Origin of the sequence: Shewanella fodinae (assembly GCF_014651955.1) — a bacterium.
GTDB classification, from domain to species: Bacteria; Pseudomonadota; Gammaproteobacteria; order Enterobacterales; family Shewanellaceae; genus Shewanella; species Shewanella fodinae.
In genome coordinates, this window is the sequence record NZ_BMXW01000007.1 from 21,798 (window position 1) to 35,502 (window position 13,705).

The following is a 13,705-nucleotide window of genomic DNA, read 5'->3' on the forward strand; positions in this document are numbered from 1 at the left end:
TAAATCCTTGAATTTCTGTACCGCACAGTGACAGAATGAGAGGTTGAATACCGCTTAACTATAATCAAATGTTATAGTACAACGTTATAACTAAATCAAACAGGAATATAATGATTTTCCTGTCCAAGATCTACGACACTGTCATTAAGCTAGGCTATGATAACTAGGCTAGTTTGTTGATTTATTGTAGCATTAACAAAATTATAAATTATCGGAACAACTATGGCATTTATCCTAGTACTGGTGCTGATCGGTGCGCTGCTGCTGTTGGTGATAGGGATTAACGCCCTGCAACAGCAAAAACAGCGCGCTGAAGCGTTGCGACGAACCGAACTGACTCGTCAGCGAGCCATTCTGGAGGAAACAGAGGAAGTATTAGCCAACACCGGCATGTTTCCCTGTACTAGCCATATTAATCTGGCACTATACAAAAGGATTAAGGAAGCGGCGCAACAAGCAATGATGCTCTGTAATGCCTCACAGCGGGCAGATTATGAGCGCCGCGTCATCGACTTAGACAGCATGATCAACAATCTGCAGAAAAGCCCCCCACAACAACCTTCCATTGAAAACTTTCGGCTACCTGATAATGACCGGCAAATTCTCGTACTGGTGCAGACCCTTAAAAAGCTGAAAGCGATCATTCGCGATGAGCATAATAAAGGGAAAATGGATCCTGTGGTATTTGCCAATGAAGAAAACCGCATCAACAGTTTGCAGTTGAGAATTAACGTCGACAGCATGATGTCCCGCGCTCGCAGCGCTTGCTATATGAAACAGTACGGCTCATCAAGGCAGATGGTAACTAAAGCGTTAGGCACGCTGAATACCATTAAAGGGCAAACCCCGGGAGACCCCTTTATTACCCGTAAGGTGGAAGAAGCCAAACAACTGCTGGAAGAGATCAACGGTGCAGTAAAAATGGCACAGCCCAGTGCTCCCAAGCCAAAAGAAGAAGACGATATCGACGTGTTGTTCCAACCGAAGAAGAAATGGTAAAAAGCAACGCCCTGCAATGCAGGGCGTTTTTATTAATATCCGTGAAACGTTCAGGCTTTCTTTTTGGAGCTATTCACCTGCCATTTGCCATCAACATAGTAAGCTGCCCAACCAGTCGCTTTACCGTTAACTTCACTGGCAACATACTGCTCCTTAGTCTTGCGACTAAATTTCACTACCGTTGGATGTCCATCATCGTCAACCACTGGCGCATCAGCCAAATACAAATATTTTGGCCACAGCAAGTCACGATATTTCACTAACTCCGCCACTAAAGGTGCTCTGGTTTCCCGTGATTTAGGGAAAGTGCTGGCAGCCAGAAATACCCCTGCTGCGCCATCGCGCAACACAAAATATCCATCAGATTTACTGCATTTGAGTTCTGGCAAATGGATAGGATCTTCTTTAGGTGGTGCGGCCTCACCATTTTTCAGCAACTTACGGGTGTTTTTACACTCGGGATTAACACAACCGAAATATTTACCAAAACGCCCGTTTTTCAGCTCCATATTAGCGCCACAACGATCACACTCAATGACTGGACCTTCATAGCCCTTAATCTTGAAATGACCATGCTCAATTTCATAGCCAGGGCAACTCGGGTTGTTACCGCACACGTGCAGTTTGCGCGTTTCATCTAGCAAGTAACTATCCATCGCCGTACCACAGAGTTTACAACGATGTTTCGCCCGTAGCGCTTCAGTTTCTGCATCTTCGCCGTCACTAATGGCTTCTTCGCCCGGGGTCAGGTTAAGCGTGGTTTTGCAGCGTTCCTTCGGCGGCAGCTCATACCCTGAACAACCGAGAAACACCCCTGTTGACCCGGTGCGGATCCCCATCGGCCTACCGCAGGTGGGGCACTTGATGTCAGTTAAAATCATCTGGTTAGGGCGCATACCGCCCTCTTCCGCTGGTAACTCAGCTTTCTCCAGCGTGTGACTGAACCCTTTATAAAAACTATCGAGTACCTTTTTCCATTCCAACTGTCCCTGCGCAACGTTATCGAGCGTTTGCTCCATCTCTGCGGTAAAGTCGTAACTCATCAGGTCAGAGAAGTTTTCTAACAAACGATTACTGACAATCTCACCCATCTTTTCAGCAAAGAAACGACGATTTTCCACCCTTACGTAGCCACGTTCCTGAATGGTGGAAATAATGGTGGCATAGGTAGAGGGACGGCCAATACCGCGTTTTTCCAACTCTTTCACCAATGAAGCTTCGCTGTAACGAGCCGGGGGTTTAGTGAAATGTTGTTTAGGTTCGAGTGATTGCAGCGACAGTTCATCGCCTTCAGCCACGTAAGGCAGAGTGACCTCTTCCTCATTTTTCTTTTTCAGTGCAGGTTGTACCCGTGTCCAACCGTCAAACTTGAGGGTGCGGCCGGTAGCACGAAGTTCAAAATCACCCGCGGAAACGGTTAAGCGCGTGGCATCATATTGTGCCGGGGTCATCTGACAGGAAACAAACTGGCGCCAAATCAACTCATACAGACGCTGGGCATCGCGTTCCATGTCTGTCAATGTTGCGGCATGGACTTTCACATCTGACGGACGAATGGCCTCATGTGCTTCCTGAGCCCCTTCTTTGTTGCCATAATGGTTAGGCGTTGCTGGCAGATAATTTTCGCCAAATTCTTTGGCGATCATAGTGCGCACGCTCTCTAACGCTTCTTGGCTGAGGTTAGTCGAATCGGTACGCATGTAGGTAATGTAACCGGCTTCGTACAAACGCTGCGCCAACATCATGGTCTTTTTAACACCAAACCCCAGGCGAGTACTTGCTGCCTGCTGTAAGGTGGAAGTGATAAAAGGTGCACTCGCCTTGCTTTGTGTGGCCTTAACTTCTCGGGAAACAACCCGATAAGCAGCGCGTTCCAGCAATTTGACCGCCGCCATTGCTTCGGCTTGATTACGCGGAGAAAACTCTTGATCCCCTTGCTTCACAACTTCCAACGCCAACGGTTGCGCCGCAAGGGTTGTCATATTGGCATGCACATCCCAGAATTCTTCTGGAACAAAGGCCTTAATTTCGGTTTCGCGTTCTACCACCAGCCGCACAGCGACTGATTGTACGCGTCCGGCAGACAACCCCCGCGCCACTTTTTTCCACAGCAATGGAGAAACCATGAACCCCACAACTCGGTCCAGAAAACGGCGCGCTTGTTGCGCATTAACCATGTTGTTGTTGAGCTCACCGGGATGACTAAAGGCCTCTTTAATCGCGCTTTTAGTAATTTCGTTAAATACTACGCGCTTAAAACGGGTCTTATCACCACCAATCACCTGTTGCAGATGCCAAGCAATCGCCTCCCCTTCGCGATCCAAGTCGGTAGCGAGATAGATTTCATCCGCGGCTTCTGCCAGCGACTTAAGCTCTTTAACGACTTTCTCTTTGCCAGGTAAGATCTGATAGTTTGCTTTCCAGCCGTGCTCGGGGTCTACCCCCATACGAGACACCAGTGCGGAATGCTCCTTCTGCTTTTTGTAATCGGCCTTTTCCTCCGGCGACATCTTACGCACATCTGCAACGGACTTAGTCTTGCCATTCGGCTCGGCAGAAGAGGAAGTCGGCAGGTCCCGGATATGACCAACGCTCGACTTAACGATGAATTCTTTACCAAGATATTTGTTAATAGTCTTGGCTTTAGCCGGCGATTCGACAATAACTAGCGATTTTCCCATAGTGTGATTCGCGCCAAAAGATCTCTGAAAGGTAAAAATTGCCCTCATATATAGAGGGTTGTCTATCGACTTGCAAGTCAATCCCCGTTTTATGTGCAACAGCGACTCACTTTTTAAGCAAGGAAAAAATATTTTAAAGAAATAATGTTGCGTTATTAAAAACTAATATTTCATATTCTGCGCTCAATCAAGCAATAGTTATGCAATTGTGACAATAAACCGCCTTCTCTATTGTATTGGCACAGGTTGTGAGCAGAGCGGACATCAGTATACTGGCATTCAGACTTTTACAATGACGCCCTGCATCACAGCAACAGGAATCGCCATGAAACAATTTGAAGCCAATTTTGATGGTTTGGTCGGCCCGACCCACAACTATGCCGGACTCTCCTTTGGCAATGTGGCCTCACAGAGCCACGCCACCCAACCATCTAACCCTAAAGCAGCTGCTAAACAGGGGTTGAAGAAAGCCAAATCTTTGGCCGACATGGGGCTGATACAAGGCGTGTTAGCGCCACAGGAGCGTCCCGATGTACACACGCTACGTCGTCTAGGATTCTCTGGCACCGATGCCGATGTATTGCAAAAAGCCGCCAAACAAGCCCCCGAGCTATTGCAGGCTTGTGCCAGCGCTTCCAGCATGTGGACGGCCAATGCCGCCACGGTATCGCCGAGTGCCGACACCCATGACGGCAAAATCCACTTTACCCCAGCCAATCTTGTCGATAAGTTGCATCGCAGCCTAGAGCCACAGACAACGGCCAATATTCTCAAGGCTATCTTTGCTGATAGTCGCTATTTTACCCATCATCAAACGCTACCCGCACATGCCACCTTGGGCGATGAGGGTGCGGCGAATCACACCCGACTGTGTCAAGCGTATGACCAGGCCGGAGTTGAAATTTTTGTATATGGGTATTCGGTGATTGATAAACAAGCACCTAGACCCCAGAAATATCCCGCGCGGCAGACGCTGGAAGCTTCAGCAGCTATCGCCAGACTACACCGGTTAGATGACGACAATACGGTTTTTATTCAACAAAACCCGGCCGTCATTGATCAAGGGGTGTTCCACAACGATGTTATCGCTGTAGGTAATCAGAATGTGCTGTTTTTCCATGAACAAGCCTTCTGGGACAGCAAGAAAAAATTAGCGGAATTACGCGCAAAATTACCGGGAACATTGCATCTTATTGAGGTTCCGAGTCATCAAGTCAGTATTCAAGATGCGGTAGCGACGTACCTGTTTAATACTCAGTTGGTGACGATATCGCAAGGAGAGATGGCGTTAATTGCGCCGACAGATTGTGCAGAAAATCCACGCGTTAAGGCCTATTTAGATGAGTTGCTGACGATGGATACGCCTATCAAACAGATCCATTACTTCGACGTAAAACAAAGTATGCATAACGGCGGTGGGCCAGCTTGTTTGCGATTGCGAGTCGCCATGAGTGATGTTGAGCTGGCGGCCATTAATCAACAGGTTTTGCTGACCGATACACTGTTTGACAAGTTAAATCTATGGGTCGACCGCCACTATCGTGACCGCTTAGTGGTCGCCGACTTGGCAGATCCCCAGTTATTAATGGAATCAAGAACTGCGCTAGATGAACTCACACAATTATTGAAACTTGGTAGTATCTATCCGTTTCAGCAATAGTTCTTCCAATCGTGTTATAGAGAAGGGCGCCTAAGCGCCCTTCTCTAAATCATCAATATATATTGACTGGAATATTCACGACTTCAGTGTTCAAGCCATCAGGGGACTCTACGGTCACAATAAATGAGCCAGAGTCTGGCTGATCAGCCCCTTTAATCGTCACACTGAACTGGCGTCCGCCATTATGATTGGAGCTAGGCCAAGTGTAACTGGTAGAACTCGCTACCGAACCTGCCGATGTTGTGAAGGTTACTACGCTACCAGCAGGCATCTGTTGGTTGTGCAAATCAGCGATAGTGAATTGCACTGTTGCGGTAGATTTACCATTAATATCAATGCTCCCCCCCAGATTATCGCCATCACGGTCAATGATCCGAATATCGTCTCTCGCAGTGGCATATGCAGTACTGCCTGACATCACCATCACTAAGCTGGCCCGGACATTCACAGACTTAGCATGATTAATACCATCGGCACATCCGGCATGTGCCGGAATAGAACATAACACCCCGTTATAAACGCCATCATGCTGATCGAATACACCATTATTGTTGAAATCGATCAGTTCTTCTTGATCGCCGCCGGCTTGACCGCCGCTTTGTGCGGGGTTAAACAAACCATCTTCGTTATAATCACCAAAAGCTTCATCCAGATCATATGGCTTACCACTGACATCTGTTCCCTTGAAAGCTGTCATTTCTGCGGCATCAAAGCGGCCATTGCCGTTGGTATCAGGGAATGATTCTTCACCGTCAGCAGTGGCTGTAATTGTGGCTCGGCCACCAAATTTCTGGCCATAGTAATTACCGCCGCTAGCATTTAAGTTTGCAATTGGATTGCGATACATTACCCCAAAACTGTCGATTAGCGCTTGTCCTTCGGGACGAGCATTCTGGCTGGTCCAGGTAACCGTACATGCACCACTGACGGTTAAACAGGAAGGTGTAATGGCTCCACCTTCTGTGGTGAAGTAAACGGCTGTGCCATCGGGTACGGGGTTATTAAATGCATCAGCCAGACGAGCGGTCACTTTGACTTGAGTACCATCCACGTCCCAGCCTTCTGCATTCAGAATTTCAGCAGAAAGTGAGAAGGAGTCTTGATCTGGAACGCCAGTAGAAATCACCAAGACACTTGATTGACTGGAGATCAGTGGGACGGTACCGTCTATCGCAGCTGTCACTCTCACCGTAGTGGCGACAGTGCCAGAATTAACCACAGTTTGAGCTATGCCTTCATTGTTTGTCGTTGCGGTTATAGGGTCAAGACTTAGCCCACCCACTGAGGTATTCAGGCTGAATGTAACCGCCTTATTCGCCACCGGATTACCATTGGTATCGAGGACCTTAAATCGTAGCGTTGATGACTCGTCGCTGCCAGTACCTTTAATGCCAATATTCTCAGGCGTAGCGTCAATAAAGACTATGCTTCCTGCATCTGCCGCTAACACATTAATAACACCAGTGGCCGATAAGCTCTTTCCTCCCACATCTGCTGATACGGTAATGTTATCGTCACCCACACAGCCTTTCGCCAGATAAGTGCTAGAAGCTAGGCCATTGACAGCTGTCACCGGACTACTAATCACCGCCTGCGGAGTGGCGCTCTTAGAGCATTTGGAAGCAAAACTGACATCTACTGGTTCGGTGAACGGATTACCATCGGCATCCTGCAACATCACCGAAATAGTAGCCGTACCACCAGCAGACAAGGTCGTGGTGCTAACAGCAGCTTTACCTGAGACAAATGGCGTACCACTGCCCATCATTACATTGCTAGCACCAATTACAAATACTTGATCCGCAGATTCCCCGGTGGCAATAGAGGCGGTGGCGGTGCCAGCTCCTGGGGTGCTACCTGCATAGATACTGACACTGGCGACACCATTAGCATCAGTAATGGCCGTTTTTATCGGTAAATCGCCGATTGTTGAGTCAAAGGTTACAATCACCTGCTTTGATATCCCCTTCACCGTGGCGGTCAACACGCCTGGAGAAGTGGAAGTAATACTGCTGCTAGCAACACCACTGGTGTCCGTTAGCTTTAGGGTGATTTGAGCGCTGCCTCCACTTGCCCCCCCATCGCCCGCCATAGTAAACCCTACTGTTGCTGAAGCACCTGAAGCTATGGATGCTTCAACCGTACCCGCACCAGCAACATTAGAAGTGGCGAGCGTCACAGTCGCCACACCATTGGCGTTTGTGAGTGCCGTACCGATAGCCGGTACAAATGTGCCAAGTGAGCTGTTGTTAAGAGTAAAAGTCACCAATTCACCAGCCAACGGGCCTGTAAGCGAATTTTTGACTGTAGCCGTTAATGTTGCTGGAGTCTCAGCATTGATATCGCTGTTGGAAATGGTTAGTGAGATAGTATTGCTGCCTGAAGGAGGTGTCTGACCGTTACCAGGATCAGAAAGTGCACTACCGCCACCACCACAGGCACTCAACAAAAAACTGCAAAATAACGCCCCAAAAAACTTAAATGCTGACTGCATTGTCAGCCTCCTTGTTGTCCATATGAACTTAAAGACTCGCATATACGCTACAGCTTAGAGTAAACATAATATTCACACAATAATTTCAATTTTATCATTCTATAAACGTGTATTTACTTTCAATATCTGTTCCTCTGTGTTCCCTGAATTATGCTTTCTTGATAGGCTTAACGCGCCAAGAATAAAATCTATAAATTAACAGGAATAATTATGGCGTTTATGAAGAGGAAGTTAGGGCTTACCAGCAAAATCCTAATTGGGATGACGCTAGGGATTTTTGTTGGCCTGATATTGCGCATTGCGTTTCCCGACAGCCAGTTTGTGCAGGAATATATTACTGAAGGGGTGTTGAACGTCATCGGTACCATATTCATCAACTGTCTTAAGATGTTAGTTGTGCCGATGGTGTTTATCTCTCTGGTATGTGGCACCAGTTCACTAAGTGAGCCCTCGAAGCTGGGCCGACTAGGTGGTAAAACTTTGGCCTTCTATCTTTTTACTACGGCAATAGCGCTGGTTCTGGCAATCTTTGTCGCGGTGATCATCCATCCAGGCAGTAACACGCTTTCTACAGCTAATCTGGTATACGATGCCAAAGATGCCCCTAGTCTAGCGCAAGTGATTATCAACATCGTACCCACTAACCCCATCAAGGCGATGACTGACGGCAATATGCTGCAAATTATTATCTTTGCAGTCATTTTTGGATTTGCTGTATCTCATGTCGGTGACAAAGGCCGTCGAGTGGCCGCCGTGTTTGAAGATCTTAATGACGTGATCATGCGAGTAGTCACGCTGGTAATGTATCTGGCACCTTATGGTGTTTTTGCATTGATGGGAAAACTGGCTTTAACGTTAGGACTAGGCACATTTGCAGATGTACTTAAATATTTCGGTGTGGTTTTAGGTGTGCTGTTGCTACATGGGTTTGTGGTATATCCGACATTACTTAAACTGTTTACCGGTCTCAACCCTCTGATTTTCATGCGTAAGATGCGTGATGCGCAGTTGTTTGCATTCAGTACTGCCAGTTCCAACGCCACATTACCAGTCAACATGGAAACTGCTGAACACCGACTGGGTGTTGATAACCGGGTCGCCTCATTTACGTTGCCTTTGGGGGCTACGGTCAATATGGATGGCACGGCGATTATGCAAGGGGTAGCGACTGTTTTTATTGCGCAGGTTTATGGCATTCACCTTTCCATTCAAGACTATTTTTCCGTAGTAGTAACGGCAACACTGGCATCGATTGGAACCGCCGGAGTTCCGGGAGTCGGTCTGGTAATGCTGGCCATGGTGTTAAAGCAAGTGGGACTTCCAGTTGAAGGGATCGCCTTGATCTTGGGGGTGGATCGTCTGTTGGATATGGTACGTACCGCCGTTAATATCACCGGCGACAGCGTTGCGACAATGATTGTTGCCAAAAGCGAAAATGCATTTGATTCAGAAACATATCACGATACCAATGCTGGTAAGGTTCGCAGTTTTATACCGAAATCAGATACTAAGTAAGTCTTGCACTAAGCATAAAAAAGGCGCTTTAAGCGCCTTTTTTAACGCTCGCTTAACGTTCCCAGTAAGCCTCTTCTAGGCTATCTTCGCGCTCCGGTAACCCGCGGGATAAGCGCGGGCTGTTCTGTGCTAGCACTTCATAGGCTACCCGGTTGGCATATTTACAGATCTGCGAAAAAGAGGAGTAGCACAGTCCCCCACGTTTATGCTTAATGGAACCAGGAACCCGTGATTTATGATAGTTATTAGCGGCCAAATCATGCAGTAGTGCTGCTAATGCGCCATCGCCAGCACCGTTAGTATTACGGATCTTTTCTGGCCCACCCATGTAAGGGGAGATATGCGCAAACACCTTGATAGGATTATCACAATCTTGCTTGCGCTTCGGACGAGAAAACTCATAACGGTTAAACTCAGGGATACTACCGGGTAACAACAGATGTGCAGTTTCGCGCTTTTCAGATTCTTCAGCATATCCCGCAGTATAAAGCCCGGTAGCACCGGCGGTGGTCAACACCATATCACACCACTCCAACGCCTTTTCTGACGCCTGTAGCGGATCGTCAAACCCCGTTAAAGCCTCGCCCTCATCCTCATTCATTGCCAGTACGGTGACATGTTCCCGGATAAAATATTGCCAAAACTTGGGGTCTTCCTCGATCAGAAAGCGCGTTCCAAGTGTCAGGACAACGGGCACATCAGCCTCTTTGGCATATGCAATTGCCTGCATCGCGGCGTCAGCAATACCATCTTCCTTACGCGCTCGCATCAAATAGGCCGTCAGTACCAGCGCCGCGCCACCTTGCACCAAAGGTTTGCTGATGTGGTCGGGGGTCAGTTTGTCCATCGACCCCTTGCTAATAGCAAAGGTCCGTTCGCCCTCAGCGGAGATCAGCGTAAAACACCGGCCAATGGGGCCATTCACCGGTTGTAGGTAGTCCAAATCAACTTTCGATGAGGTATGACACAAATAGCGGTAGGCATAACTGCCAACTTCAATCTGCTTACTCATTACCCCAAATAATACCGAGCGATCATCCGCCAGCACCGAATAGTTATGTACTGTATTACCAATCGTACCGCCGGCAAATTCGCCGGTAATCAACTGCTGTTGCTGCAGTTGCTGGTACAGTCGCTGTGCTGTCGTGTCATCAATGACGGTAGAGTTGCCTTTGGGCAGACTATAATCGGCAAGCAGTTGCTCATCCACCTGAGCTTCTATATCGACCAGAGTCTGATCAATACCGCAGATCCAAGTGTTTACAGGCGCAGGCTGAATTGTCAGTTGTGCCAATAACGGGTCTCGATTCATAACCGGGAAATAATGTTTGGATTTACGTTGTCCAGGAAACTTCATGATGCTTCTCAGTGCTCTCGCCAAGCGAGCCAAACAATCACCACCGTCAGCGGCGGTGATTTAGGGATGAAAGTAAAACTGCCGCGTATTAGCGGCAGCTGAATTGGTGCGAATTTTATCACATCATCTAAGACGCGCCAGCGCCATCAACGCCAATTTTCGGCATGAGAGATCACCAAGTCGGCAAGAAATGCCATATGTTGCTCACCATCATTCAGGCATGGCACAAAATGGTACTGCTCGCCTCCCGCATGTAAAAAGGTTTCCTTACCGCCCTGCGCAATTTCTTCCAGCGTTTCTAGACAATCAGCAGCAAATGCTGGGCTGATGATATCAACCGATTTCACACCTTTGCTGGGTAAGCTAGCGAGTGTTTCATCGGTATAGGGTGTCAACCATGGCTCCTTGCCAAAGCGGGACTGAAAACATACTTGCCATTCAGCTTCTGGCAATGCCAGGGCCTGCGCAACCAACGCTGCGGTTGTTAGGCAATGTTGTTTATAAGGATCACCTTCATTGATGTAACGCTCCGGCACGCCATGAAACGAAAACAGCAGTTTTTCTGCTTTGCCGTACTGTTGCCAGTGTTTGCGGATACTCTCGGTCAACGCAGCAATGTATCCTGGCCGATCATGATAGTCTTTGACCATCCGCAGTTCTGGAATATTACGACGAGGCTTCAATGCTGCGGCGACACCATCAAAAACGCTGGCAACGGTAGAGCAAGAGTATTGAGGGTACAATGGCAACACCAACACCTTATCGACACCTGCCCGTTGTAACTCATCTAGACCATCCGCCAGCGATGGCTGACCGTAGCTCATACCTAGCGCCACAGGGATGGCAAAGCCAAGTCTTGAGGCCAATTGATTGGCCAGCGCCAGTTGTTGCCGCTGACTGATCACCATTAAAGGAGAGCCCTCTTGCCACCAGATAGACTGGTAGAGTTTGGCAACTTTTGCAGGACGAATATTAAGAATGATCCCCTGCAGAATCGGCTGCCATTGCCAGGCGGGCAGATCGACCACCCGAGGGTCACTCAAAAACTGCTTTAAAAACGCACGGACAGCGTCTTTGGTGGGCGCGGCAGGCGTCCCTAGGTTAACCAGTAAAACGCCAAAAGGTGGATGGCTATGTGACACGGCAACTTCCTGATAAAAAGAACATGGCGTCAAGGTAACACCCCTTAAAACATAAAAAAAGTCCGCAACTGCGGACTTTTTCCAATTATGCGAATCGGCCTTATTGATAGCTTATGCCAATGCTTTCTCAATAGCAGCACTTACAGAGGCAACACTCTGGGTACCATCAAATTTGCTGTACTGAGTGTCACCTTTAGCAGCCATCGCGCTGTAGTAACTGACCAATGGTTCAGTCTGTTCATGATAGATAGCCAAGCGTTTACGCACCGTCGCTTCTTCATCGTCAGGACGGATCACCAAATCTTCACCAGTGACATCATCTTTGCCCGCATTTTTCGGTGGATTGAAGACCACATGGTAAACTCGCCCTGAACCAGGATGTACCCGGCGACCACTCATACGTTTAACAATGTCTTCATCCGGTACGTCAATTTCAATGACGTGATCGATATTGATACCGTTACTTACCATCGCGTCGGCCTGAGGAATTGTGCGAGGGAAGCCATCCAGCAAAAAGCCGTTAGCGCAATCGTCTTGAGCAATACGTTCTTTCACCAGTTCAATGATCAGATCGTCTGACACCAGTTGTCCGGCGTCCATCACTTTTTTCGCTTCCAAACCCAGCGGAGTACCTGCTTTTACCGCCGCACGCAGCATATCGCCGGTAGAGATCTGTGGAATACCATACTTTTCCATGATGAACTGAGCCTGGGTACCTTTACCGGCACCAGGGGCGCCCAATAGGATAATGCGCATATTAAAGATTCCTCTGTTCGCATCTATAATTCTTGTCAGGGCGGGGATCTTCGCATAAATGCGCACCGTTGAGAAGGTTTTTGGTTTCGACCTTCGCCGTAGCGAATGTAAGCGAAAGTTGGCAAATTCTCCTGCTAATCTGCTGTCTGCGCAGTAGAATTTGCCTATATCTGCAATTAATACAGCAAGCTGTATAACTTACGCCGATATTGTCCTGCTAGGGCATTCCCCTGCCCCAGCGCAGATAATAACGTCAGCAATTGCTGTTTTATCGCCCCATCTCCCATGTTCAAATCGCGCGATAATGGTGCAAACAACAGCGCCAGCGCTTCTTCATCTCGATGTGCCTGGTGCAATGCCGTCGCCAACTTTTGCAACAGCTCCACATCATCTGGCGCGGCATCCAAGGCTTGCTGAAGCGCACGAATCTCTGGGGTGTCCGCGGCTTTCTCTGCCAAGTCTAACTGTGACATCAGAGAGTTGTAGTAACCGTCTTGGTCCGCCAGTTTAATGGTTGCCAACAGTGTTTTAGCGGTTGCCAAATCTCCGGTTTTCAAGCACGCATCAGCATAAGGCAAGGCAACAGCCGCCTCCGCCTGTTCCGCATAAGCCTCTTTAAATAATGGCAACGCAGCATTGGCATCTCCTTGCTGCAACAGCGCCTTGGCGTCATTTAACTTCAATTCCCAAGCGGCAGGTAGATGCTTTTGCAAAATGGCGAGGATCTGCTCGCGGCTCTGCACACCAGCAAATCCGTCAACCGGCTGTCCTTGGCTCAGCAGCAAGGTGGTTGGCAGACTACGGATCTGGAAATAAGACGCTAACTCCAACTGTGTTTCACAGTTAACGGATGCCAACTGCAACTGACCTGGGAAAGCCGCGATGAGCTGTTCCATAGTCTGCAGCAGTGCTTTACTTTCCGGCATCTGCTCCGCCCAGAATACCAGGGCTACCAGTTGCTGATTGGAAAGTTCTACCACTTGCTGAATATTGTCGCGGGTAAGTTCCATAGTGGTTTCCATCGTTATTGCCGCGGACGTATCCATCGGCAGTCATTCATAAAATTGGGGTGTTTCACCCGCCAGTATAATGAGAAAAGGG

The 13,705-nt window shown here is 48.3% G+C and carries 9 protein-coding genes; 3 read left to right on the top strand and 6 right to left on the bottom strand.

The genetic code is table 11. The features are described from left to right. Nucleotides 1-222: 222 nt before the first annotated feature. Nucleotides 223-999 carry a hypothetical protein gene (locus IE064_RS08035; protein ID WP_189617395.1) on the top strand — a complete coding sequence of 259 codons (777 nt, stop codon included), beginning with the start codon at nucleotides 223-225 and terminating at the stop codon, nucleotides 997-999. A gap of 50 nt (nucleotides 1,000-1,049) precedes the next feature. Here IE064_RS08035 and topA read toward each other — a convergent pair whose 3' ends face one another. Then, nucleotides 1,050-3,680 carry a type I DNA topoisomerase gene (gene topA, locus IE064_RS08040; protein ID WP_189617396.1) on the bottom strand — a complete coding sequence of 877 codons (2,631 nt, stop codon included), beginning with the start codon at nucleotides 3,678-3,680 and terminating at the stop codon, nucleotides 1,050-1,052. Nucleotides 3,681-4,005: 325 nt separating this feature from the next. Here topA and astB point away from each other — a divergent pair, with 325 nt between their 5' ends. After that, nucleotides 4,006-5,340, top strand: coding sequence for an N-succinylarginine dihydrolase (gene astB / locus IE064_RS08045; protein WP_189617397.1), 1,335 nt, complete (start codon nucleotides 4,006-4,008; stop codon nucleotides 5,338-5,340). Nucleotides 5,341-5,392: 52 nt separating this feature from the next. Here the strand turns inward: astB and IE064_RS08050 are convergent, their stop codons facing one another. Continuing rightward, a complete protein-coding gene (locus IE064_RS08050) occupies nucleotides 5,393-7,834 on the bottom strand; it encodes an Ig-like domain-containing protein (protein ID WP_189617398.1) in 2,442 nt (813 codons plus the stop codon). A gap of 210 nt (nucleotides 7,835-8,044) precedes the next feature. Between IE064_RS08050 and IE064_RS08055 the strand changes: the two genes are divergently transcribed. Beyond that, nucleotides 8,045-9,349, top strand: a complete 1,305-nt coding sequence (locus IE064_RS08055; RefSeq protein WP_133038698.1) for a dicarboxylate/amino acid:cation symporter — start codon at nucleotides 8,045-8,047, stop codon at nucleotides 9,347-9,349. Nucleotides 9,350-9,401: 52 nt separating this feature from the next. Here the strand turns inward: IE064_RS08055 and IE064_RS08060 are convergent, their stop codons facing one another. The 4 genes from IE064_RS08060 to IE064_RS08075 form a co-directional block, all read right to left on the bottom strand. Next, nucleotides 9,402-10,706 carry an inosine/guanosine kinase gene (locus IE064_RS08060; protein ID WP_189617399.1) on the bottom strand — a complete coding sequence of 435 codons (1,305 nt, stop codon included), beginning with the start codon at nucleotides 10,704-10,706 and terminating at the stop codon, nucleotides 9,402-9,404. 146 nt (nucleotides 10,707-10,852) lie between these two features. Then, nucleotides 10,853-11,881: a ferrochelatase gene (gene hemH, locus IE064_RS08065; RefSeq protein ID WP_229799917.1), complete on the bottom strand. Its 1,029-nt coding sequence runs from the start codon at nucleotides 11,879-11,881 to the stop codon at nucleotides 10,853-10,855. Nucleotides 11,882-11,959: 78 nt separating this feature from the next. Further along, nucleotides 11,960-12,604: an adenylate kinase gene (gene adk / locus IE064_RS08070; protein WP_189617400.1), complete on the bottom strand. Its 645-nt coding sequence runs from the start codon at nucleotides 12,602-12,604 to the stop codon at nucleotides 11,960-11,962. Between the two features lie 176 nt (nucleotides 12,605-12,780). Further along, nucleotides 12,781-13,626 carry a tetratricopeptide repeat protein gene (locus IE064_RS08075; RefSeq protein ID WP_189617401.1) on the bottom strand — a complete coding sequence of 282 codons (846 nt, stop codon included), beginning with the start codon at nucleotides 13,624-13,626 and terminating at the stop codon, nucleotides 12,781-12,783. Nucleotides 13,627-13,705 lie beyond the last annotated feature (79 nt).

Excerpts from the sequence above, each read along its gene's own strand:
- IE064_RS08035 (WP_189617395.1), top strand. The coding sequence starts at position 223 with ATGGCATTTATCCTAGTACTGGTGCTGATCGGTGCGCTGCTGCTGTTG.
- topA (WP_189617396.1), bottom strand. The coding sequence starts at position 3,680 with ATGGGAAAATCGCTAGTTATTGTCGAATCGCCGGCTAAAGCCAAGACT.
- astB (WP_189617397.1), top strand. The coding sequence starts at position 4,006 with ATGAAACAATTTGAAGCCAATTTTGATGGTTTGGTCGGCCCGACCCAC.
- IE064_RS08050 (WP_189617398.1), bottom strand. The coding sequence starts at position 7,834 with ATGCAGTCAGCATTTAAGTTTTTTGGGGCGTTATTTTGCAGTTTTTTG.
- IE064_RS08055 (WP_133038698.1), top strand. The coding sequence starts at position 8,045 with ATGGCGTTTATGAAGAGGAAGTTAGGGCTTACCAGCAAAATCCTAATT.
- IE064_RS08060 (WP_189617399.1), bottom strand. The coding sequence starts at position 10,706 with ATGAAGTTTCCTGGACAACGTAAATCCAAACATTATTTCCCGGTTATG.
- adk (WP_189617400.1), bottom strand. The coding sequence starts at position 12,604 with ATGCGCATTATCCTATTGGGCGCCCCTGGTGCCGGTAAAGGTACCCAG.
- IE064_RS08075 (WP_189617401.1), bottom strand. The coding sequence starts at position 13,626 with ATGGAAACCACTATGGAACTTACCCGCGACAATATTCAGCAAGTGGTA.